Raw genomic sequence first — 23,922 nt, forward strand, 5'->3', positions numbered from 1 at the left:
AGTACGTCTCCATGTTCACCACACGATATAGCAAAAGCTATCTTTATAAGCAGGTGCGTTTCCCTAAAAATCATGCAGGTCGCTGCACTAGATCTGGTGCGGGCGCGCGGGCATTACTGTGCTCATGTGTGGCGGTTGGGTTGGGCTGCTTCAGTGGCCCCATTGCCTGTGCGAATACGGATACAGGGGCAGAAAAGGCGCAGATAACCGAAAAACGTGCGCAGGGCGGGCAGTCTGCACCGGCATCGGCGGTTGGCAAAAAACAGAAAGTCGAGCAGTCAAAGGCTCAGAAGGACGCAGAGATACCTACGCGGAAAGAAGCTGCGTCTGGTGAGCAGATTAACGTGGTGGGGCATCTCAACCGTCAGCGAGCCCGTATTTTTCCGGGGCTGGGCGCCGTTGATTACAATATTGACCAGCGCCAGATTGCGTCCACCCCTCAGGGCCAGAATGCGGCCTTTAATCAGATCCTTCTTCGTGTTCCTGGCGTGGTGATGGACAGCTATGGAGAAGTGCATGTTCGTGGGGAGCATGGAGGTCTGACATACCGGGTTAATGGTGTGTTGTTGCCGGAAGGTTTGAATGGTTTTGGGCAGGAACTGGATACCCGTATCATTCAGTCAGTGGATCTGTTGACCGGCACGCTTCCCGCGCAGTTTGGTTTCAGAACCGCCGGAGTGGTGGACGTCAATACCAAGACAGGGGATAGTCTGAAACATAATCAGGTTTCGCTCTACGGAGGGAGCTACAACACTTTTGTGCCCTCCATCCAGTTGGGAGGGCAAAAGGGGAAACTGGATTATTTCACCACAGTGTCCTTTACGCGTAATAATATCGGAATTGAAAACCCCAGTGACACCTTTCGGCCTATCCATGATGTGACTGAGCAGGAAAAGGCATTTTCCTATCTTTCCTATCATATTGATGACGTGAGCAGGATTTCCCTGCTGACAAGTGCGTCCTATGCAGATTTTGAAATTCCTAATTCGTTCAAGACGTTTGACGTCAATAGCCCGGATTATACGACCATCTATGATGTTGCGGGGGTGAATGCACATGACCCGTCCATGCATTGGTCAAATCTGGATGACAGTCAGACGGAACAGAATTATTACGCTGTGCTGTCCTACCAGCGGAGTGCGGACAAGCTGAATTTTCAGGTCTCACCTTATTTCCGATATGGGCGCATTGATTACACGCCGGATCGGGATCGGGACCTGATTTATCAAGGTGTTTCTGAACACGAGGTGAATGATTTTACCACTGGCGGTGTGCAGTTTGATCTGTCTTATGAAATTGCGCGGCATCATACATTACGTGCGGGTATTCTGGGGCAATATACGTCCGAGCGGCTGGATACGAATACACTGGCTTTTCCGGTCGATGAAAATGGGAACCAGACTTCAAATGTGGCACGCCGTATTATTGATAATACGGGAAACTGGTCTGTTGAGGCTGGTGCCTACATTCAGGATGAATATAAGATTACCAATAACCTAACATTTAACTATGGTATTCGTTATGACCGATTTGCATCCTCTTTTGGAAATGAAGGACAATTGAGCCCGCGCGCAAATATGGTGTGGAAACCCACGCGTACGACAACGTTGCACATTGGTTATTCCCGCTATTTTGCGCCGCCTTCTCCGCAATATGTCTATCCTTCCACATTGGCGAAATTTGTTGGCACCACAAATGCGGCAGCCAATCTGATAAATAACGCGACCAAGGTTGAGAAATCGAATTATGTGGATGGCGGGATTCTTCAGCGCATTACACCTGAATTCCAGATTACGCTGGATGCCTATGCCAAATGGGCTCATGATCTGACCGATCTGGGGCAGTTTGGCCGAGCCGTTATTCTTGCTCCGTTCAGTTATAAACGTGGCCGGGTTTATGGGGCAGAATTCGGTAGTTCATGGCGGCATGGTCCGTGGTCTGTCTTTGGTAATTTTTCGTATGTAAAAACTTCCGCGCGTGACATCAATTCTGCGCAGTATCAGTTTGATCTGGCTGAACTGGCTTACATTAAAAACCACGCTATTCAGCTTGATCATCAAGGGGAATATACGGCAACGGCTGGGGTCTCGTGGAGCACCAAGCACGATATGGCCTATGTCGATTTTGTTTACGGCTACGGTTTGCGGAGTGGGTTTGCGAACCTTCAAAAACAGCCGGAATATGATGTGTTCAATATTGGCTATCAACACACCTTTACAAAAGTTCCCTTTGGCCATGATATCCAGATTCGTGCTGATGTGGTCAATCTGTTTGACAAGCGCTATCAGCTACGAGACGGAAGCGGGGTAGGGATCTATCAGGCGCAGTATGGGCAGCGCCGCGGCACCTATTTCTCGGTGGTTTCAGAGTTCTGATAATCGCTTTTTGATGATGTATATGGGGGCGGCGCGGAAGACTGGGGTGTCCGCTCCCAGTGACCCAACAGGGCTGCTCAGGGCAGCCAAAAACAGGGGATGGGCAATGGAATGCCCCATCCCCTACTTAACAAAAGGCTTCAGCCTAAAGTTTTAAAATTTTACCGGGACGAAGCCTGTTCATAGAGAGCCGCGACACGTTCCCAGTCCACCAGATCGCTCAGGAAAGCTTCAACGTATTTTGGGCGCATGTTGCGATAATCAATATAATAGGCATGTTCCCACACATCGCATGTCAGCAGGGCCGTGTGGCCGTGTGCAAGCGGTGTGTCTGCGTTGGCTGTTTTTGTAATGGTCAGCTTTTCGCCATCATGAACCAACCAACCCCAGCCGCTGCCAAACTGAGACACACAGGCCGCTTTGAATTCGGCTTTAAATGCGTCCAGCGCGCCAAAATCTGCAATCAACTGTTTTTCAAGTGCCCCTGGAATGGTACCGCCGCCTTTGGCTTTCATGCTCAGCCAGAAAAAGGAGTGGTTCCAATGCTGGCCAGCCTGGTTGAATAAAACTTTCTGGCTTGGGTCCTGCGCTGATTTGCGGATAATTTCTTCCAGATCCAGACCATCAAAGGCACCGCTGGCTGTCAGTTCATTCAGCTTGTCAACATAGGCTTTGTGATGTTTGCCGTGATGATACTCAAGTGTTTCGGCAGACATGTAAGGAGCAAGCGCATCCAGAGCGTATGGCAGCTCAGGTAATTTAAACATGTTTTCCCTAATCCCTTTTTTATTAACCCTCATTTTATGAGGGGCGTTCCGTTACCGGAGCGTCTTCCAGCCGGGTTTGCACCGCGTAGCTGGCAACCTGATAAACCGTGAGCGCCGCTGTACGAGCCTGCGCTATAAGGTTCTGAATGTCCTGTTGATGTGACAATGAGGGTATTGACTGTTCGCTCAACACATTGACGGCGGGGCGGAGTTGCTCAACGCACGCCAGTCGCGCTTGCAGGGGGAGTTCTGGCCGTTGGGCAAGGTGGGTCAACTTGGTGCATGCATAACGCAGAAAATGCGCTGCTTGGTCCGTCTGTTTTTGGGTCTCCAAGCAGTCAGCCAGATTATGACAAGAGATGACAAAGGCCAGTGGCGCAGAAAGGGGAACACCAGTTTCCTGAAAAATCTGAAGCATCTCCTCTGCCTTGGTCATGGCCTCCGTATATTTTGCGTGTGCGCTCAGAGTGTGCTGCTGAGCGTATGCGGCGTTCGCTTGCTGGGTGAGCATTCGCCATAGGGCTTCAGAGTGAGGCGGCTGGCTAACCTGCTGCATCTTCAAACACTCCGCAAAATAGGATAAGCTGCATAAAATAGCATAAACACTAAAATATACAATATGCTATAATTCCATGCGTCATGGCATGGGCCCGTAGGGGGTATGGTGGTAGGATGTTGGCTAAAGGGGATGCCTCAATCAGGGTTTAAAGGGTTGTTTCCTGTCTCTTCTAAGCCGTTATCGGGAATGAAACTATGAACGGAGGACAGGGGAAGCGGGGGATTCCCAAAGCGCGTAAGCAGAGATTTTATGGTGGGATCTGGTGGTGTCTGTTCGGCGTTTTGCTTGCTCCGTTCGGTGCACAAGCGGGTCCTAAGGACACATCTGTGAGAGTCTGCCAGTTTTCTGTAGGGCATCTCGATTTTTGTCAGGTCCCTTATTCGGGGATGGCGGTGGTCAAACAGTCCGGCTCATTACGCCTTTGTTCTATCACGATTGGACGTGTTTCGGTCTGTCAGGGCCCCTATACGGGCCGTACTCTGGTAAAAACGGATCTGGGTTTTTACGAACAGTGTGACATTACTCTCGGCCAGATACGGTTTTGCCATGGTCCGTATACAGGAAAGGCGGTTCTGCAGCCTGAACCACAGTAACCGCCTTTTGTTCTTTCTGCTCCCTCTAGCCAAGGGGAGGGAGCGAGGGACTATTATTCGCTGGTATCTTCCGCCAGACCACGGGAAGCCAGCATGGGGCCGATGTCTGGATCTTTGCCGTAGAATGCCCGGAACATGGGTCCGTAGTCCTGCGTATGGCCACGAGAGAGGATCATGTCACGGAAGCGTTGACCGTTCTGGCGGGTCAGGCCACCGTGCTTTTCAAACCATGCGAAGGTGTCGTCATCCAGCATTTCTGTCCAGAGATACGCATAGTAGCCTGCGGAATATCCATTGGCCCAGATATGCAGGAAGTAGCTGGAGCGGTAGCGTGGAGGAACGTTTTCCGTATCCAGCCCCATTTTGGCAAGAGCTGTTTTTTCAAACGTATCCACATCCTGCTTGGGGGCTGTGGCTGTCAGGCTATGCCAGTCCATGTCCAGTTCAGCGGCGGTTACAACTTCACCAAACTTGTAACCTTGGTTGAAAGTTGCCGCTTTTTTCAACTGCGCCACCAGAGTGGCAGGCATGGCGGCCCCCGTCTTGTAGTGGCGGGCATAGTGGTTCAGCACAGTGGCATCAAGTGCCCAGTGTTCATTGAACTGGGAGGGGAATTCCACAAAGTCTCGTGCGACGGATGTACCGGATACAATCGGGTAGGTCTGGTTGGCAAACAGCCCATGCAGCGCATGCCCGAATTCATGGAACATGGTTGTGACATCATCAAACGAGATAAGGGCCGGTTGGCCTGCAGCGGGTTTTGCAAAGTTGGCGACGTTATAGACAACAGGCTTTGTACCCAGAAGAGTGGATTGCCCCACAAAATTGGACATCCAGGCGCCACCGTTTTTATTGTCACGCTGGAAGTAATCAAAATAGATTAGCCCGAGTGCCGAACCATCTTTGTCAAAAACTTCAAAAACCATCACATCAGGGTTATAGACTGGAATATCTGTGCGGCGTTTGAACGTTATGCCGTATAGGCGGTTGGCAGCAAAGAAAACACCATCCTGCAGAACAGTATTCAGCTCAAAATACGGTTTAACCTGATTTTCATCAAAGTTGAATTTTTCCTTGCGAAGCTGGTCTGCATAGTAAGACCAATCCCAAGGCTTGAGCTGGAAGGAGGGAGCGCCGTTTTTTGTGCTTCTGTTGATCAGGTTTTGCAGGTCACTCACTTCCCGTTTCTGCTCTGCCGCGAGAGCGGGAACAATTTGAGAAATGAAGCTGTGAACAGCTTCTGGTGTTTTGGCCATTTGGTCAAAAAGGACATAGCTGGCGTAGTTCTTATAACCGAACAGAGCCGCCTTTTGCGCCCGTAATTGCGCCAGTGTGGCAATGGTCTCGCGGGTATCGTTCTCGCCGCCTTTTTCCGCGCGGGTCCAGGACTGTTCAAACAGTGCCTGGCGTGTTTCCCGGTCCGTCAGGGCTGCCAGTTGCGGCTGCTGGGTGGTGTTCTGCAAGGGCAGAAGCCATTTGTCCGTCAGCTTGCGGTCTTTGGCGGCGTTTAGAGCATTGGTGATGGCAGCCTCATCAAGCCCGGCAAGCTTGTTTTTGTCAGGAACAACCAGAGCCGCAGCTTTGGTGGCTGCCAGAAGCTTTTGCTGAAACAGCGTTTCCAGCTTGGAAAGCCGGGTGTTCAGATCACGTAGCGTCGCTTTGTCTGCGTCGGAAAGCTGAGCGCCTGCGTGGATGAAGGCTTGATAATAGACATCCAGCACCTGCTTCTGCTCTGCATTCAGGCTTAGGGCGTCCTGACGTGCATGCAGATACTGCACACGTGCGAACAGTTTGGGATTCAGATAGATGCTGTCCTCATGCGCGGAGAGCTTGGGGCCGATAATCTCCTGCACTTTGTCCAGAGTTGGATTCGTGTTGGCGGAGTACACGCCACTGAAGGCTTCGTTCACCCGATCCAGCAGACGGCCGGAGCGTTCCATGGCCACAATGGTGTTGTCAAAGCTTGCGGCTTCCGGGTTGCTGGCAATGCGGTTTATTTCGTCCGCCTGTTCAGCCATGCCCTGTTCAAATGCAGGCTGGTAATCTGAATCCTTGATCAGATTAAAGGGGGGGGCATGGTAGGGCAGCGTGCTTTCCGCAGCGAACGGATTGGAGTCTGGCAGGGGGGCGGCGGTCGCGGTAAAAGCCCACCCGGTAAGGCAGGTGGCGGCTGTCATGGCGAGCAGCCAGGGACGGCGGATCATTCTGAATCTCCTAGAGGTCCGGACCCTTGGTAATCCGGTATAACTTTGTCATTCCAAGGTTATGGTTCCTTCCGGTTATGGGGCAGAAACCGGGGTGTCAAGGCAAGCCTGTGTCTTTTATGATACAGATGGAAAAGACTAACAGGCAGAGTGCTTTTTCTGCTCGCAAAAGGCATAAAAACTGAATAAAGACGCTTCGCGCAGTCTATTTCATATTTCGGTTTCCTAATGAGGTATGAATTGAGCGCATGAATTCCCTATAGTTATGCGTTTTTCTGCCAGAAACTGTGTCAAAAATGCAGCATTTCTTGAGCAAAATATTGCACACCCGGAATTTTGGGATCGACCAATCGAAAAATAGGCTCTTAATAAAGGCACCGCTTTTTTAAAAAAGCATTTAACCTTGGTTTCGGGACTATTTTGAATGATACAAGGACATCGTAGGAAGAAGGGGACCTCACTTTCCTTCTCTTTGCTCTACGTCTTGCCTGTTCTGGCGATTAGCACTCCGGCTTTGATAAGCGTTGCAAAAGCTCAAACAAACGCAGAAGTTGCTCCCAAAGCATCTGCTAAAACAAGCAAGGCGAAGAAAGCTCACGCTAAAACTGCTACAAAGGCAGTATCTCAGCCTGCAACGGGCGCTTCTACCACTACATCCGCTACTGTGACGCCTGCTGCATCTGCAACGCAGAGCCAGGCGACTTCCACGGATCAGGATTCCGTAGCGTCAAAAGTTATGAAGCAGGCTTCTGATTCCAGTGCCGGAACGGAATCGAATACAGAAAACGTGACGGTTACGGGTTCGCGTCTGTTGCAGAACCGTCTGACCAACACGATGGCAACCATGGATCTGGAGGGATCGAAGAACCGTTGATTGATGTGCTTGGCGGGTAATTTCTGGCTTTTGGCGATTTGATTGACGGTTTTTGCGATGGCATCCGGTCTGCGTTTTGAGCAGATTGGGAGCTGTTACCCGCTTGATAGCTACGCTGTGGTGCTGATCCGCTGCAGGAAGAGGAAGCGGCGCATGTTGTAGACGATATTGGCCAGCCCGATCCTCATGGTGGCCCGGGTAATACCGACAGTTCGGATGAACAATCCCGTCTGTGATTTCTGGTCGGCAAAAACATGCTCGACACGCGAGCGGATCATGGACTTTCCTGCATTGGACCGCTGGATATGGAGTGGCATGGGTTTGAGATGCGGCTTCTTCCTGTGAACCTTTGAGACAAAGCCATGCTTTTCCATGAAGTCTTCATTGGCTTTTGAGCGATACGCTGTATCAGCCCAGACGCTTGAGGCCGTATTGGTTTTATCCAGCAGCCCCTCTCTCAATCGCGCACCATCACTGGCGGCGGCATCCGTCGTCTTCCATTTTCGGATGAACCGAAACTTCCGATCGATGGAGACGTGGGATTTGTAGCCAAAGAACGGGATGGCAAGATCGCTGGATGGCATGGTTCCATCATCCTGCTGCTTCGCCTTCGTGAACTTCAGCGTCCATCGTGCATGCCTGTCCTTGTGCGACAGTTTGGAGGGCTTGTCCTGCCAGTCTTCAGGAATACGGCCTGCTCGCAGATCCGCTTTCTCTGCGTTTGTATTGCGCTGCTTCGGAGCCGCTACGAGCGTGGCATCCAGGATCTGGCCTGACATCGGCAGATAACCAGCGCTGCGCAGGGTCGCATCAAAGCGCTCAAACAGTCTTTCAATGGCCCCCGCCTGTGTCAGGCGTTCACGGAACAGCCAGATTGTTTTGGCATCGGGCACCCGATCTGAAAGTCCCAGACCAAGGAAACGCATAAAGGAGAGGCGATCGTTGATGAGATACTCTGTCCGCTCATCAGACAAATTGTTGAGCGTCTGGATCACCAGGATCTTGAACATCAACACCGGATCAAATGGCGGTCGCCCGCCCTTGCTTCCATCTGAATAGGCCAGAGCCTTCTCCAGATCAGGGCGGAACACCTCAAAATCCACAGTCCGGGAAAACGCTTCAAGCTGATCGCCAAGACCGCTCAAACGAGCAAGCCGCTCTTCAACATCAAAGAAACCAGGCTGTTTCATCTTCCACCATCCCCAATCAACGCCGAAGAAATGGAATCACACAAAATACTCAGAGCCAAGAGGTTTTTCGAACCCTCCATCTGGATGCAGAGCAGATCCAGAAGCGGGGTTATACCAACATCGGCTTAGCGCTGATGCGGGAAAATCCAAACTATTCTGTGCCAGACAACAGCCCGATCGGAGCTCAGCAGGGGGATTTTGGTGCAGGTCAGACCTATGGCGATCTGTTGGGGCTCGGTGCTCAACGTACCCTAACACTGGTTAATGGGCGTCGTTTCGTATCTTCTGCTACCTCTTCTATCTTTGGGGTTGTTGCTGGCTCGCCTGTGGATATTGGCAATATCCCGACTCTCCTGATTAAAAAAGTAGAAACGGTTGTGGGTTCCGGCGGTCCTGTTTATGGCTCTGATGCTATTGCCGGTGTGCAGAACTTTGTTCTGGATGACGACTATCAGGGCGTAAAGTTCGATGGTCAGACTGGCTTCAGTCAGCGGCAGGATGCCATTAATTATCGGCTGGCTGGCAAGGTTGGTCGCCATTTTGATCATGACCGTGGCACCATTGTATTCGATACGGAATACAATCAGGTATTTGGTATGACCAATGCTGACCGCGCCAACTGGGTCGGTGCAGGCGATGATCGCCGGCAGTACGTGCGTAACGAGGCTGGCAGCGGTTATGAACTGTCGCATGGTGGGCGGTATTATCTACCATTCACCACGGCAGGTGTGCCGTCTATGTCTGGCGCTTATTATGATCTGCCTAATGAATATGGGCAGAACGCGGGAACGGCTATCACCAATGCAGCGGGGCAGCCGCTGGTGTTTAGCCAGGATGGTAAGTCTCTGGTGCCATTGAGTTATGGAAAACCTACTGGCGATGGCCTGACCGCAACTGGCAAAAAAGCAAATAACAATGGTTTCCCGATCAGCAATTACAATAATCTGATTACCAACCAGCAGCGTCTTAACCTGACCCTGTTGGGGCACTACGATATTACCGATCATCTTCGCGCTTCTTTTGAAGGGTGGTATGTTCGGTCTTCAGCGTCTAATATGGCGAACCAGCCTTATTATAACACGCAGATGTTTGGCGATGCCATGACCGATAGGTATAATGGCAATGGTGCATTGCCTCTCAGTACCAACAATCCTTATCTGACATCCGCGGAACGGGCGACTATTATCAATAATCTGCAAGCCGCGGGTCTTCCTACGGATCAGTTCTACCTTGCGCGTGCAAACACGGATTATTACACTGGTAAATATACAACCAACACAAACCTGTTCCGGTTTGTTGGTGGTTTACAGGGGGATTTCCATTTTGCTGGCCGCAAGTTCGAATGGAAAGGAAGTGCTGAATATGGGCAGTACCGTTCCAGCACGGAACAGCGGGAAATTCTGACCCAGAATTATATAAATGCTATTAATGCGGTACCAGATGGGGCGGGGAATATTGTGTGCGCTTCTGGCTATACCAGTGCCGCGTATCCTTCTCTTAATTCAACGTGTTCGCCTATTAATCCTTTTGGTGTGAACCAGTCCAATAAAGCTGGTGCTGATTATATTCAGACAGATGCACGTACCAAATCCATCAACCAGCAATGGGATTTCAACGCGGATGTTCGAAGCACGGTGGTGAAGCTTCCTGCTGGGCAATGGACATATGATATTGGGTATGAGCACCGTTATGAAGGTATGAATTTTAATCCCGGTAATTTCTACCGTGGAGAGTTGATGTCTGACGGTTCATATCAGCAATACGGTAATACCCTGCCGCTGACAAATGTGGGTGGTGCGTACCATACAAACGAAGTCTATGGCGAAACCATGATTCCGCTTGTATCTCCGCAAATGAATATTCCGGGTGTGTATGCGCTAACTGCAACAGGTTCTGGCCGTTATGTGAACAACAGTGCGACGGGCGGTTTCTGGGCTTATTCAGGTGGTGGTAGTTATGCGCCGGTACGGGATATTGTATTCCACGGTAATTATACAACATCTTTCCGTGCACCTGCCATTACTGAGCTTTATTCTCCTGAAGCGACCGTTTTTAATCAAGGGACTGATCCTTGTGACATGACGGCCATCAATTCTGGCCCGCATCCTGATATTCGGTTGGCCAATTGTCGTAAAGCGGGTGTTCCTGCAAATTTCCAGTCTAATTATAACAAATTTACAATTAAAGGTCTGAATGGTGGTAATAAGAACCTTCAGAATGAAGAATCAACCCAGTTTACCGGAGGGGCGTCTTTTCAACCACGGTGGGTACGGGGGCTGACCATTGGCGCAGATTTCTACGATGTGCGGGTGAAAAACGAGGTCGCATCCTTGGGTATGGATGATATTCTTGCCGCATGTTATGATTCTGCCTCTTATCCCAATAACCAGTATTGCCATTCCTTTTCCCGCGATTCAAATAGCCAGCTTAGTGAGGGGTTCCATACCGGGTATTATAACATCGGAACCGAGCACTACCGGGGATTACAGGCGCATCTGTCTTATTATTTGCCTTTGAGCAGGCTGGGTCTTTCTGAAGATGATGGCGCTTTACAGACAACCGTAAACTATAAGCATGGCTTCATTCATAATGGTTCCATTCTGACCAGTCAGTACGACTATCTGGGTACGTCAAGCGATCTGCGTGACAACTTTACGGCCAACTTCAACTATATGCGTGGCCCGTTGTTCGTTCAGTGGCAGATGATGTACTACGGGAAAGCGAAATATATGCTTCAGGTTGCTGATGGCGTCTATCCGAACAACACCATGAAGCAGTATTTCATGTTCAACACGACCATTGGCTACACATTTGCCAAGCATTACAATGTGAGCTTTGTGATGAACAACGTGTTTGATGCTAAACCCCAGTATCCGTACCAGGGCAGCACCAACCGTTATTGGGATGCCATTATTGGCCGGAACTTCCAGGTTCAGGCTGGCGTGGAGTTCTAAGAAAACAGGTCAGGATGCATTGGCATCCTGAAACCTGCGGAGTGCAGAAAGGCCATCCTTTTGGGGATGGCCTTTTTTGTGAGAGTTTCTTAAAGCCCGAGCAGTGTCAGCTCTTTTTGCAGATGCGGGGGGAGGGTTGATATCTGGGTGGTGGTGAGGTCTTTAGGGGCGTCTTTGGTTTCCAGATACCGCCACCCCTGAAAGGGGCGTAGAGCGCGGGGCTCTACGCGAATGATTTCTGGAGAGAGCAGGAAGATCGTGCCCTGAGTGCCGTCGGGCCGTGTTTCGGTCTGAATATCCAGCACGCGTTGGCGGCATTGGATCAGGCCGCTGATAACCCTGTATAGTGATCCACCTTCAAGAATGTCAGCCGCCCGGCGAGGGTAAGAGCGGGTATGAACGACCGGCAGAGCGCCGTGCTCCTGATGGAGGCGGCTGTTGAGCGGCATTTTCTGCCGCTCCATCAACTCTTCCAGTGAACTGACACCTACAACAAGTTTGATCAGGTTGAGCATGGTCTCAGTCTAGAACAAACCGAGACCAAGGAACATTCCGATTTTTCAGACCACTGGTGTGCGGTGGGGGAGCGGGCTGTGGTGTATCACAGCGATTGCGCCTGTTGCACAAAGCTGGTCAGGAAGCGCTCTGCATCAATTTTCTGCACAATGGTTACTTCGCGCACATGCATGGTGCGTGGAGCGAGATCCTTGGGCCAGACATGGGCGTGGCCATAGTGGATACCCTTGCTGATATCAATATCCATGTAGGCTTTGACGGACTGCTGCACCAGAGAAGGATCTGCGGTGATGGCTGCGGCCATTTCATCCCACATGGGCAAGGGGGAGTAGTATTTGCTCAGGTAGCTCGTGACGGGTGAGGTCTTTTTGGTGATTTTGGCCATGTAATCCTTGGTCATCATCACATCGTTCGAGATGTTGCCAACCACGGTGATGGAGGGCCAAAGGGCGGTGAGGGTGATGTGGGCTGCTTCCGGGTCAAAAATCATATTGAAATCAGAAGCGAAATCCGCGTTGCCGGTAATGGACATCATGTTGGTGTCCAGCAGCCCACCCATAAAAACAAGCTGTTTGGCGGTGGCGGCAAAAGAGGGATCAAGCCGAATGGCAAGCGCCAGATTGGTCATGGGCCCGGCCTCCAGAATGGTGACCTGATGCGGATGTTCATGCACCATGCGAATCATGAACAGGGCGGCGCTTTCTGCTGCGGCAGGCGTTTTGGGTGCGCCTTCGGCCAGTTTTGGGAGATCCGGCTGTGTGTCAGGCACTTTGTCCATGGAGCCCAGGCCGCCCCACGCGCCTTTCCATGGAATACGACCGAACTGCTGTTCACGCAGTTTCATGAGCGGAACGCTGTTGATCAGGGGATAGACTGCGCCATCCGCGACCGGAATCTCGCTTTTGTTGGCAATTTCCAGAAAGCGCCGCAGATGTGCGGACTCTGCGTTTTCCCAGTCATCTCCTGTGCTGACAGTAAAACCCAGCACCTTGATATGCGGGTTAGCCAACAGCGGGATGGCAGACTGGATATCTGACCCGCCAGGCCCCAGAAAATCATTATCTTCAATGACAAGGGCGGGCTCCTGCGTTCCCTCGGCGTGGGCATGGGGCTGCGCTGTGGAGAGCAGAGCCAGTGCTGTTGCAAGGGCGGTTGTCAACCGCAGAGCTGAACGACGAAAGAAAGAGGGCGAACGCATGCGGAGCCTCGGTTTTGAGAAGAATGGCAGCCCTCCGGAGAGAACCGAGACGCACTATAGAGAGATGTGGAGGGGCATCAAAAGCAGTATCACGAGAAAGGCGGCAAAAAAGCGCGGAGGCCCGGCTTGCCTCATAACGTGAGTGGGGATAGAGGCTGGTCATAGCCGCGCCTGAGGGCAGGAGGCGCGGCGTGTATCCGGCTTTGTAAAAAGATGTGTGGTGGTTTTCTTGAGCCCTTGGAACTTTTTACAGCACCAGCGCGTGCAGAAGGGCTTCCAGCCGCAGGCGGCCTTCCGGCGTAGCGCGCAGGGTTGTGGCGCTGCGTTGCAGATACCCTTCTTCAATGGCCGCGGCCAGAATGGTTGGGTCTGTGGCCTGTTCCAGTGTCAGGCCTGTGCGCGCTTCAAAGCGGGGAAGGGTCAGCCCTTCGCTGACACGTAGGCCCATCAGCAGCATTTCACGCGCACGTTCCAATGGCACGAGGGCTTCCTGAGAGGTCTGGCCGGTGCTTGTACGTTCTACCAGATCAGCCCATGGTTCTGGGGCGCGGTGGCGGCGGGTGGCGAACAGGTCCGTGCCTTGCGTGACGCGCCCGTGTGCGCCGGGGCCAAGCCCCAGATAGTCTCCGTAGCGCCAGTATGTCAGGTTATGGCGGCTTTCACTGCCTGGCTTTGCATAATTGGAGACCTCATACCCGGCGAGCCCATGGCGGCCAGTGACGGTTGCGGTTTCCTCATATAAGGCGGCGGCCTGATCTTCATCTGGCAGGGTAAAGGCACCGGTGCGGTACAGGGCTTCAAATTTGGTGCCGGGTTCGATGGTCAGTTGGTAGAGAGAAACATGGTCCGCCACCAGTTGCAGGGCGGTATCCAGTTCGGCTTTCCAGTCTGCCAGAGATTGGCCGGGGCGGGCGTAGATCAGATCAAACGTGATGCGCGGGAACAGGGTGCGGGCTGTTTCCAGTGCAGCGAGTGCCTGCCGGGCGGAATGTTGCCGGCCCAGAAACTGGAGGGATGCATCATCCAGCGCCTGTATGCCCAGAGAAACTCGGTTGATGCCTGCCTGACGGAAGGCGCTCAGGCGGCTTGCTTCCACACTGGTGGGGTTGGCCTCCAGTGTGATTTCCATGTCCGGCAGAGGGTCAAACAGGCTGGTAGCGTCTTCTATCAGGGCCGCCACGCTCTCCGGTGCCATCAGAGATGGCGTGCCTCCGCCAAAGAAGATGGAGCCTAGCTTACGACGGCCAAGGCGTGCGGCATCGTGCGCGAGTTCAGTGCGCAGCGCTTGAGCAAAGCGGGTTTCCGGCATCCTTTCCCGTACGTGTGAGTTGAAATCACAGTACGGGCACTTGGCCAGACAGAATGGCCAGTGGATGTAGAGCGCAAGGGGTTCGGTGGACTGGGTCAGATAGCCACCTTGACGCCCAACTGCACCACGCGATCAGGCGGGATGCGGAAGAACTCCATGCTGGATGTGGAATTGCGCGCCATGAACATGAACAGGGACATGCGCCAGTGGGACAGGCGCGGCACGGAAGACCGGGTGATGAGTTCGCGTGACGTGAAATAGGAGGCCTGGAGCGCGTCAAAATCCACGCCATTGGCCTTCAGATCTTCCAGCGCCCGCGGGATATTGGGCATTTCCATAAACCCGTAACGCAGGATCACGCGGTAGATGTTGGGAGCCAGTTCTTCAACAGAAACACGGTGGCCTCGGTCTGCTTCCGGCTGATCAAGGTTCTGCACGGTCACAAACAGCACATGGTCATGCAGAATCTTGTTATGCCGCAGGTTGTGCAGCAGGCAGGGGGGCACAAAGTCCGGCGTGCCTGTCATGAACACGGCCATGCCGGGCACGCGGATAATGCGGGACTGGGGCAGCCGCGCAATAAAGGAGCCCATAGGCAGACTGTCCTGCCGTTGACGGCTGACAATCAGGCCGCGTCCTTTTTTCCATGTGGTCATCATCAGGGTCAGAACACAGCCCAGCAGGACCGGCACCCAGCCACCATCTGGAATTTTGAGCGCGTTGGCGGAAAAGAAGATAAGGTCAAGCAGCAGAAAGCTGCCGAACACGGCGGCGACTTTGTAGCGTGACCAGTTGAAGTGGCGGCGGAAGACCACAATGGCCAGCACGGAGGTGCAAATGAAGGTGCCGGTAACCGCGATGCCGTAAGCTGAGGCCAGCGCATCAGAACTACGGAAGGCTACAACCAGCAGCACGGCTCCCACTGCCAGAAAGCGGTTGAAGTCTGGCAGGTAGATCTGGCCTTCTTCTTCCGCATTGGTGTGGGTAATGCGCAGCCGCGGCATGTAACCAAGCTGGATAAGCTGACGGCAGATGGAGAACCCGCCAGAAATACCGGCCTGGCTGGCAATAACCGTTGCCAGTGTGGACAGCACGATCATGGGGGCCTGCATCCAGTGCGGGCACAGCAGGAAGAACGGGTTCACCAACGCTTTGGGGTCGGAAATGACCAGCGCCGCCTGCCCGAAATAGTTCAGCACCAGCATGGGTAGCACAAAAAACAGCCACGCATAACGGATGGGCGCACGGCCAAAATGCCCCATATCGGCATACAGGGCTTCCGCCCCGGTTACGCACAGCACCACGGACCCTAGGGCAAGGAAGGAAAGCTTGCCGTGATAAAAGACGAACTCCAGCGCATAGGTAGGAGAAAGCGCCATGAGAATGGCCGGGTGATGCAGGATTTCCAGCAGCCCCAGAACGCCCAGCGTGCCAAACCATAGCAACATGACAGGGCCAAATATGGTCCCGACCTTGCCCGTGCCGATCCACTGGACACTGAACAGGCTTATGATGACGATAATGGCGAGCGGTATGACAAAATCATGCGCCGCCGGAACACTGACTTCCACCCCTTCAATGGCGGAGAGCACCGAGATGGCAGGAGTAATGATGCCATCCCCAAAGAACAGACAGGCCCCGACAATACCAACCAGCCCTAACGCTGTTCGGACCTTGGTGCTGGTGGCAACGCGCTGTGCCAGAGAGGTGATGGCAAGAATACCGCCCTCTCCATTATGGTCGGCCCGCATGATGAGCAGGACATATTTGACTGTCACGATGAGGATGAGCGTCCAGAAAATCAGACTGGCGACGCCCATGATCTCCCACGGTGCAACGGAGTGATGGCCGGAGATGACTTCCACAGTGGAGCGGAAGGCGTAGAGCGGGCTGGTGCCGATATCGCCATACACCACGCCCAGCACACCAAGAAGAGCGGCAAACCCTACGGGGGCGGCGGTATGTTGCGGTTGGTCGGCGTCAAAGTCGGTAATATGCCGTGGAGCCGCATGTGTGCCGGTATGGGGCGGTGCGGATTTACCGGGATCGGCCCCGGCGGGTGTGCTGGTTGGATCGGTCATGTCAGTTCTGGCTCCACGTGGCGCGTGGGAATTCACTCCCGGCGGCTTGCATAAGGCGGGTTTCCATAAAGAAGCAAGTCATCACTGAATATCCCTCAGGTGGAAGCCGGGCGTGGGCCGAAGATGGCCGTCCCGACCCGGACCATTGTTGCCCCTTGTGCAATGGCCTGTGGGTAATCGGCAGACATGCCCATGGAGAGCATGGGCAAGCCATGTTCCTGCGCCATGCTGCGGAGGAGTTGGAAGTGGGGTGTGGCGTCTTCCTGCGCCGGGGGAATACACATTAATCCCCGCAGTTTGTTTCCAAAACGCTGGCGGCAGGTGCGGATGAACGCATCAGCGTCCTCACGCGGGACGCCGAATTTCTGGGGTTCATCACCCGTGTTCACTTCAATCAGAAGCTCAGGCAGGCGGCCCACGATTTCTGCCGCATGGGCCAGAGCATCAGCGAGGGCGGGGCGATCGAGGCTTTCAATCATATCTGCCAGTCGTACGGCATCTCGCGCCTTGTTGGTTTGCAGGCCCCCAATCAGATGAAGGCGCAGATCCGGGGTGGTTTGCCTCAATGGCGGAAACTTGGCAGCAGCTTCCTGCACCCGGTTTTCACCAAAAACGCGTTGCCCCGCTGCTATGGCGTCTTCAATGCTGCTGGCAGGATGAAATTTGGAAACAGCCACCAAGGTTACGGAGGCGGGGTCTCGTCCTGCATTGCGCGCGGCGGCGTCAATACTGGCGCGGACATGTTCAAGCCTGTCCGCAAGGGGGGATGATGGGGCCATAAAAACAAAGCTTCTCAAACAACAAGGATGAGGCCATGCCCCTTCTTTCCCGCCCTCTGTAAAGCAGGCAGGAATAAGGCGCACATGTCCTCCTGTTGCCACTTTAGCCGACAATGGCCGGAAAGGGCACCCTCCCTCTCGGATGGTGTGCCTGAGAGACTGTTATTGAGGTTTGGGCGTGGACTCTAGTGTGAGAATGATTTTGCCCGAATGCTCCCCATTTTCCATCTCCTGATGGGCCTTCGCCACGTCTGCAAACGGAAAGGTGGCGTAGATGATGGGGCGAATGGTGCCGTCTGCAAGCAAAGGCCAGACTTTTTCTTCTAGCTGGCGGGCAATGCGGCTTTTGGTTGTAATGTCGCGTGCCCGCAAGGTGCTGCCGGTTACAATCAGCCGTCGGGTCATGATCCGGGCAAGATCCGCTTTTTCCGCTTTGGCTCCCCCTTGCAGGGCGATGATCACCAGCTTGCCATCCACGGCAAGAGAGCGGAGATTGCGGTCCAGATAGGCTCCGCCAATCATATCCAGAATGAGGTTAACGCCTTTGCCGTTGGTTAACTCCCGCAGGCGCTCGGCAAAATCCTCTTCTTTATAGTTAATGGCGGTTGCCCCCAGCGTTTCACACAGGGCGCATTTCTCTGCCGTTCCGGCTGTCACGTAAGGAATGCCGCCAAACGCTTTGACAAGCTGGATGGCCGTCGTGCCAATTCCGCTGGAGCCACCATGGATCAGCACATTCTCTCCTTTGGTGACAGGCGTGGGCATGAAGAGGTTGGACCACACGGTAAAGAAAGTTTCAGGAAGGGCAGCCGCCTGTACGGCGGTAAGCCCTTCCGGCCATGGCAGGCATTGGCCTGCGGGCACAAGGCAATACTCCGCATAACCCCCGCCATTGGCTAGAGCGCAGACTTTGCTGCCTATGGCGGGCATGTCTTGATCGGCCAGCGCCGTGCCACAGGCGACCACTTCTCCAGAAATTTCCAGCCCCAGCCGAGGGTTTGCTCCCGGTGGTGGGGGATAAAGCCCTTTCCGCTGCATGATATCCGGGCGGTTTATCCCTGCTGCCATGACACGCACCAGCACCTCGCCGCGTCCCGGCTGCGGGATGGGGAGGGACTCAATTTGCATGACATCCGGCGCACCCGGTTCCGTAAAACAGACGGCTTTCATGGTGCCCGAAAGATGCGTGTTGGTTGAAGCGGTCATGATATGCCTACTGGTTGATCAGAGCAGGAAGCGTATCAAGCCTCATTTTGTTTCAAACCAAAAGAGCAGGCGGCTTCACGTCTCCGGTAGAAAGACGTCGAGATGTTCTGGGTGCTTATCAGGACGGAGTGGCGGATATTGCTTTGTGGGTGCGGAAAAATCTGTCTGGAAGATCAGAGTCTTCCCGCCGGTTAAAGGAGGGAAGGCGGCTTCTGAGCGGTGTTCAGGGCCTATATTTTTCTCCCGCCAGTTCGCGGCGGGTGCGTTCCAGTTCTTCCGCATACCGGCGCAGGACATAGCGCTCGCTGAGCAGACCAAGAACCTGATGTCTGGTGTTGATCACAGCACAGGCCGGGCGACTGGTGCGTTCAAAACAGGCCAGCGCTGCAGAAAGCGATGTTTCCGGGAGAAGTGCTTCATCATCAGGGGGCACCAGATCCATCAGTGGAGTGGTGGCTGTATAGCGGGCGGCATGGAAGGCAACATTTTCCACCAGCCCTTTATAATGCTCCTGCTCATCGCGCAGAATGATGTAACGCGGGGTGTGAGATGGAAAGGCCTGTCGGGCGGCGCCGACGGTCTCCGTGGCCGGGAATGTGACAGCTTCCGTGCGCATCATCCGTTCGACTGTCAGGCTACGCATCCACCCCACATCCACTCCGGAGCGAATGTTCTCGCCCCGCAGATGGAAGCGCCATGTTGCGAAGGAATATCCAAACGTGCGCCGTACGGTAATGGACGATACAATGGCCGAGACCATAACGGCACTTGTCAGTGGCAAGCTGCCGGTTGTTTCCAGTGCCAGAAAAATCATGGTCATGGGGCCACCGATGACGGCAACGGCCAGTGCGCACATACCCACCACCGCGCATACGGAAACAGGAAGAATCATGAGAGGTGAGATGATCCCCGCGAAAACAGCGCCGGTGAGCACCCCCAGATAGAGCGAAGCAAAAAAGAGGCCGCCCCGAAACCCCGAACCGATGGAGATGGCGGAAGCCAGCGCCTTCAGACCTAGCAGGCTAAGGGCGATGAGGAAGGGCGGGGTATCAATCAGCCCGGCCCGCATGGCCATGTGACCAGAGGACAGTACGGAAGGGGAGACAAGTGCCAGCAGACCCACCAGCAGACCACCTATTGCGGGCCGTAACCAGACAGGAGCAGGCAGAGCATGCATTGCCCGCTCTGTGAGTGTGACACCCTTCATGAGGGCCACCGCGACAAGTGCGCTAACGGCTCCCAGTAAAGCAATGGGAAGATAGGCTAAGGGAGGAATCGCTGGCGGCGTTTGCACCACAATGGGGGGAAGCACCATGCCGGTAAGATGCACCATACCAATGGCGACAACTGCGGCGAGCGCTACCGGAGCCAGCGCCGTAAAGGTGTAGGAGCCGATAATCAGTTCAAACGCATAGAAGGCCCCAGCCAGAGGGGCGTCAAACGCTGCGCCAATGGCTCCTGCTGCCCCACACCCTACCAGAAGGCGCACATCCGCCCGGTGCATACGTAACTGGCGACCAATGCGGGACCCGAAGGCGGCCCCAAGCTGACTGAACCCGGCCTCCAGCCCCAGAGAGGCCCCGCAGCCATTGGAGAGCACCGTCTGTCCGGCCACAATCAGACTATCACGCAAGGACATGCGGCCTCCGTGCAGAGCGTTGGCTTCTACCGGGTCAACGGGCCTGAACCGTGTTTTGCGCGCCAATATATATCCTGCCAGCCCCAACAGCAGGCCGCCCAGACTTGGCACCAGAAGCGCACGGGCAGGCATGACAGAAGATAGCCCGGAAAGGCGACCGGACCCCGGTGCCAGCAGATGATGTGCCACAAAGGTTGCGGCTGTCATGAGGCTGACGGTTGCCCCCGCCAGAAGGCCGACAATGGCCGCGAGGGCGACCAGCCACAGGGTATCCGTGCGTACAAGAGCCCTGACCGCTGCCAGAAAACCGGGCACGGTCGCATGGGTGCGTATGTGGCCCAGAAAGCCCGTCATGGTTGCGGCAGGACTGGCTGGAGAAGATCCATCCGTTGTGTCACGTGGCAGACGGTGCCTGTTTCGGGCCAGCGGGGCAAAGGTTTTTTGCGCATGCTGGCCTGATAGCGCGAGATAGGAGGGAAATTCAGTTATATTTTAAAAATATTCTGGTTTTTCGTCTTTCCCGCTCTTTAGCGCGAAGGGGCTGAGAGGCAGGAGCCGTGCTGTTTCAGGGGGTACGGGCTGGGGGCTGAGCGGCCAGAATGCGCGTGATGTCTTCTTCGGTCAGGGCATAGTGGAAAAAGGAGTGATAGAAAGTCCGCACGTCCTGCCGCATATCCAGATCTGCAAATTCTGCCGGGTGGAACAGTTTGGCGGCCCATTCTAGCTGGAGCAGTTCCTCACAGCCGTAGCGATCCCACGGAAAGACTCCTTGAGGGTTACGGGCCCATTTCCTCTGCTGGAATGCAGGCAGGAAACGAAGCGGGGAGGAGGGGTCAACTTCTCCGGCTGTGGCCCCCAGAATAATAATATCCGGGTTCCATGTAGCAATCTGCTCAAACGTGGTGGGGCGATGATTACCGGAGACAGTAGCGGCGTTTTCTCCTCCGGCTGTTTTGATCCATGTATCAATCATGGTGTTTTGCCCGTCTATCTGGAGCGGATTCAGGGCGGCAATGTGCAACACCCGTGGGCGAGCCGAGGCTGGGAGACGGCTTACACGGCTTTGCAGCAGACTGGTGAGAGTGTCCATTTTCTGCCGATATGCGCGAGCTACATCATGGGCATGGGATGTGCTGAGCGCATCCGCTGTCATGTCGATTGACTGAAGCATCTGCGGGACAGTGGTGTATTGCGCATGCAGTGTTGGCAGGCCGAGCTTGCGGAGCGCATCCGCCTGCCCCCGCTGGGGCACAATGACCAGATCAATATGCCGGGAAAGAAGATCTTCAGGATTGACTGTCTCTGCATGGACGCCTGTTTCCGCTTTCAGGAGCACAGGGGCGATCTTGAACAGCCATGGGCGGTCAGCGGGTTTTTCCGCCGTAACCCGGATTTTGTCTGCCGCCCCCAGCATGACAAGAATCTCATTATGCGCAAACCAGAGATCAGCAATAAAGGCAGGGGTATCCTTGATCTCCACAGGGGTGCCGCTCATATCCACAACAGTTCGAGCCTGTGCTGTCAGGCTGAGTGAAGGGAAAAGGAGAGCGGTAGCCAATGCCGTGCCAAACAGGCCAGCCAGAAGAAAAGAGCGGCGGTTTCTGGAGCGTGAAAGCTTAAGCGCGCGCATGCAGACCTCAATAGAACTTGAGTATATACCATAGAATATGGATAGGCGGGACGCAATGCGCGCCAACAGGCCTTTCAGAGAACGAGGCAAAGAGGAGAGAAAGCCATGCGCCAACACAAAGTGATGCTGGGAGATAAGGTCCTTTACCAGGCGGCGCAGCTTTCTCATGCAAATCGGTTTGCAGAAGCCCGTCAGGCGGAGGGCGTTGCCTGTTACGTGGTACCGGATACCACACCCGGCAGACCGCGGAATGTGCGTATCAATTCGTTGACAGGGCAACCATATAAAAAGTCAGTTAGTTGTAAAGACACGGTTGCGCGGCGTCCTGCAACAGAGCTGGGTTAAGTATAGGCTGCGTGCTCCATCGCCAAGACCCAGAGATGCACGGAGCCGTCTTTTCCTTCTACGGTGGGCTGGGCATACTCTTTGGACCACTTTTGCGGTGTGACACGGCTTCTGAAACAAGAAGCGGAACAGAGCAGAGACCGAGGCAACGCCATGGGCCATAATTACGCAAAACCGCTGACATCTGGCCAGAAGATAGAACGGCTTCTGGCCCGTATTCCGCCATCATGGGTTATCAAACTGGAGCGCCAGACCGGCACTGCGGCATGGCGTGCGCTTGCTCATGCGCCAGATACGGATGGCGCATGGAGCGGTGAACATATGGACCCAGCTGATGCCCTGGAAGACACCTGGCGGCGTAACCGTACGGTTATGGCCTAGAGTGCTTTCTGCAAAGTCTTTGCTGTCAGTTAAAGGCTTTTCAGTTTTGAGAGAATTTCCGCAATGGTCTGGGGCGGCGGGGTGGCCACGGATACGCTGATGGCGTGTTCATCGGCTGCCGGGGGTTCCAGTGTTTGCAACTGGCTGGGAAGCAGGCTGGCCGGCATGTAATGCCCGGTGCGTGTTTGCAGGCGCTGGGCCAGAACGGCTTGATCGACATGCAGATAGATAAACAACGGATTCAGCCCCTCCCGCCGGAGCACATCACGGTAGGAGCGTTTGAGGGCGGAGCATGTCAGAATGCCGCCTGTTCCGTTCTGCTCACATTGCGCCAGCCATGCGTGGCAATGTTCCAGCCACGGCCAGCGATCCTCATCATTCAAAGGAATGCCTGCGGCCATTTTCTGCACATTGGCGGAGGGGTGCAGGGCGTCTCCTTCCTGAAACGGCCAGCCCAGTTCATTGCGCAGCCCTTCAGCGACTGTGGTTTTGCCGCAGCCGGATACCCCCATGATGACCAGAAGATGCTTCTTGATGCCTTCTGCCGCCGGTTGGGTGGGTAGAACCTGCTGGCTGCCCAGAATCTCGCTGCTTAACTGTGCGGCAGATCTCTCGCCGGGATGCAGAATGCGAATGCCTTCTGGCCCGGCTGTAATGGTCTGGGTGGCCATGTGGAGAAACAGGCCGTGCTCAATAACGCCCACAATATTGTAAATGTTCTGGCTCAGCGTATCGGGGTCTTCAATGCGACCGAACACACAATCCATGATCAGATTTTTTTCATCTGTCAGATAGAAGGAGCCATCCCGTTTTTTGCGGGGTGCCACCTGTGCGCCAAGGCGTGCAAGCCGGGCGGCGGCACTTTCCCATCCAAACGGCACAACCTCAACAGGAACTGGGCAGAGTGTGCCCAGATGGTCCACATATTTGCTGTTGTCGGCCACAACCACAAACTGGCGGGCGGCAGAAGCCACTATTTTTTCACGCAGCAACGCACCGCCGCGGCCCTTGACCAGATTTAATGTGCCGGGTTCGATTTCATCCGCGCCATCAATGGCAATGTCCAGATCTGGGTGTCGGCCAAAATCGGTAAGAGGAATCCCTTCCTCGCGGGCCTGCGCTTCTGTGGCGTCAGAGGTTGGAATGGCGCAGATGCGCAACCCTTCTTCCCGCATACGGCGGCCAAGTTCCGCTACAACAAAGACCGCTGTTGACCCTGTGCCCAGGCCTACGGCCATGCCATCCTGCACCAGGGAAGCTGCTCTGATGGCAGCCTGCTGTTTGAACTGTGCGGCAGGATCAAGTTGCGTTCCGGTCATGGC

General features: G+C 54.3%; 17 protein-coding genes and 1 pseudogene. 4 read left to right on the plus strand and 14 right to left on the minus strand.

Translation table 11 applies throughout. The features are described 5' to 3' along the window. The first annotated feature begins 11 nt into the window (after nt 1-11). A complete protein-coding gene (locus QWU00_RS12405) occupies nt 12-2,375 on the plus strand; it encodes a TonB-dependent receptor (protein ID WP_231551812.1) in 2,364 nt (787 codons plus the stop codon). Nucleotides 2,376-2,536: 161 nt separating this feature from the next. Here QWU00_RS12405 and QWU00_RS12410 read toward each other — a convergent pair whose 3' ends face one another. The 3 genes from QWU00_RS12410 to QWU00_RS12420 all read right to left on the minus strand — a co-directional run bounded on the left by QWU00_RS12410 (nt 2,537) and on the right by QWU00_RS12420 (nt 6,498). Beyond that, the gene (locus tag QWU00_RS12410) at nt 2,537-3,142 is read right to left on the minus strand and encodes a superoxide dismutase (RefSeq protein ID WP_035381222.1); all 606 of its coding nucleotides are present in this window, start codon (nt 3,140-3,142) and stop codon (nt 2,537-2,539) included. Nucleotides 3,143-3,176: 34 nt separating this feature from the next. Then, nucleotides 3,177-3,698 (minus strand): hypothetical protein, encoded by a 522-nt coding sequence (locus QWU00_RS12415; protein ID WP_150395703.1) that lies wholly within the window; start codon nt 3,696-3,698, stop codon nt 3,177-3,179. A 649-nt stretch (nt 3,699-4,347) separates the two neighbouring features. Continuing rightward, nucleotides 4,348-6,498 carry a M3 family metallopeptidase gene (locus tag QWU00_RS12420; protein WP_035381219.1) on the minus strand — a complete coding sequence of 717 codons (2,151 nt, stop codon included), beginning with the start codon at nt 6,496-6,498 and terminating at the stop codon, nt 4,348-4,350. Between the two features lie 424 nt (nt 6,499-6,922). Here QWU00_RS12420 and QWU00_RS12425 point away from each other — a divergent pair, with 424 nt between their 5' ends. Further along, nucleotides 6,923-7,372 carry a hypothetical protein gene (locus tag QWU00_RS12425; RefSeq protein ID WP_156105422.1) on the plus strand — a complete coding sequence of 150 codons (450 nt, stop codon included), beginning with the start codon at nt 6,923-6,925 and terminating at the stop codon, nt 7,370-7,372. Nucleotides 7,373-7,482: 110 nt separating this feature from the next. Here QWU00_RS12425 and QWU00_RS12430 read toward each other — a convergent pair whose 3' ends face one another. Beyond that, nucleotides 7,483-8,562, minus strand: a complete 1,080-nt coding sequence (locus QWU00_RS12430; RefSeq protein WP_007397870.1) for an IS5 family transposase — start codon at nt 8,560-8,562, stop codon at nt 7,483-7,485. An 80-nt stretch (nt 8,563-8,642) separates the two neighbouring features. Here QWU00_RS12430 and QWU00_RS12435 point away from each other — a divergent pair, with 80 nt between their 5' ends. After that, the gene (locus QWU00_RS12435) at nt 8,643-11,516 is read left to right on the plus strand and encodes a TonB-dependent receptor (protein WP_304651057.1); all 2,874 of its coding nucleotides are present in this window, start codon (nt 8,643-8,645) and stop codon (nt 11,514-11,516) included. An 89-nt stretch (nt 11,517-11,605) separates the two neighbouring features. On the opposite strand, the gene QWU00_RS12440 is transcribed toward QWU00_RS12435, so the two are convergent. The 8 genes from QWU00_RS12440 to QWU00_RS12475 form a co-directional block, all read right to left on the minus strand. Continuing rightward, nucleotides 11,606-12,031, minus strand: coding sequence for a DUF1489 family protein (locus QWU00_RS12440; RefSeq protein WP_035377833.1), 426 nt, complete (start codon nt 12,029-12,031; stop codon nt 11,606-11,608). An 86-nt stretch (nt 12,032-12,117) separates the two neighbouring features. Beyond that, nucleotides 12,118-13,230, minus strand: a complete 1,113-nt coding sequence (locus QWU00_RS12445) for a nucleoside hydrolase (RefSeq protein WP_035377835.1) — start codon at nt 13,228-13,230, stop codon at nt 12,118-12,120. A 247-nt stretch (nt 13,231-13,477) separates the two neighbouring features. Further along, on the minus strand, nt 13,478-14,638 hold the full coding sequence (gene hemW, locus QWU00_RS12450) for a radical SAM family heme chaperone HemW (RefSeq protein WP_035377837.1): 1,161 nt from the start codon (nt 14,636-14,638) through the stop codon (nt 13,478-13,480). After that, nucleotides 14,635-16,620 carry a potassium transporter Kup gene (locus QWU00_RS12455; RefSeq protein ID WP_035377839.1) on the minus strand — a complete coding sequence of 662 codons (1,986 nt, stop codon included), beginning with the start codon at nt 16,618-16,620 and terminating at the stop codon, nt 14,635-14,637. The genes hemW and QWU00_RS12455 overlap by 4 nt, the downstream gene beginning before the upstream one ends. 95 nt (nt 16,621-16,715) lie before the next feature. Beyond that, entirely contained in the window at nt 16,716-17,399 is a 684-nt protein-coding gene (locus QWU00_RS12460; protein ID WP_035377841.1) for a YggS family pyridoxal phosphate-dependent enzyme, read from the minus strand. A 162-nt stretch (nt 17,400-17,561) separates the two neighbouring features. After that, on the minus strand, nt 17,562-18,605 hold the full coding sequence (locus QWU00_RS12465) for an NAD(P)H-quinone oxidoreductase (RefSeq protein WP_231551561.1): 1,044 nt from the start codon (nt 18,603-18,605) through the stop codon (nt 17,562-17,564). 223 nt (nt 18,606-18,828) lie between these two features. Next, nucleotides 18,829-20,598 (minus strand): chloride channel protein, encoded by a 1,770-nt coding sequence (locus QWU00_RS12470; RefSeq protein ID WP_035377843.1) that lies wholly within the window; start codon nt 20,596-20,598, stop codon nt 18,829-18,831. Between the two features lie 211 nt (nt 20,599-20,809). After that, nucleotides 20,810-21,874 carry an ABC transporter substrate-binding protein gene (locus QWU00_RS12475; protein ID WP_052051168.1) on the minus strand — a complete coding sequence of 355 codons (1,065 nt, stop codon included), beginning with the start codon at nt 21,872-21,874 and terminating at the stop codon, nt 20,810-20,812. Nucleotides 21,875-22,318: 444 nt separating this feature from the next. On the opposite strand from QWU00_RS12475, the gene QWU00_RS12480 reads away from it, so the two are divergent. Further along, entirely contained in the window at nt 22,319-22,600 is a 282-nt protein-coding gene (locus QWU00_RS12480) for a hypothetical protein (protein WP_231551563.1), read from the plus strand. A gap of 29 nt (nt 22,601-22,629) precedes the next feature. Here the strand turns inward: QWU00_RS12480 and QWU00_RS12485 are convergent, their stop codons facing one another. Together QWU00_RS12485 and rpiA are read right to left on the minus strand one after the other, a co-directional pair. Beyond that, nucleotides 22,630-23,112 (minus strand): gluconokinase, encoded by a 483-nt coding sequence (locus QWU00_RS12485; RefSeq protein WP_231551603.1) that lies wholly within the window; start codon nt 23,110-23,112, stop codon nt 22,630-22,632. A 105-nt stretch (nt 23,113-23,217) separates the two neighbouring features. Beyond that, nucleotides 23,218-23,919, minus strand: a pseudogene (gene rpiA, locus QWU00_RS12490) (ribose-5-phosphate isomerase RpiA); the annotation flags it as partial. Nucleotides 23,920-23,922: the final 3 nt, after the last annotated feature.

The sequence above is a fragment of the Acetobacter tropicalis genome (assembly GCF_030644465.1).
GTDB classification, from domain to species: domain Bacteria; phylum Pseudomonadota; class Alphaproteobacteria; order Acetobacterales; family Acetobacteraceae; genus Acetobacter; species Acetobacter tropicalis.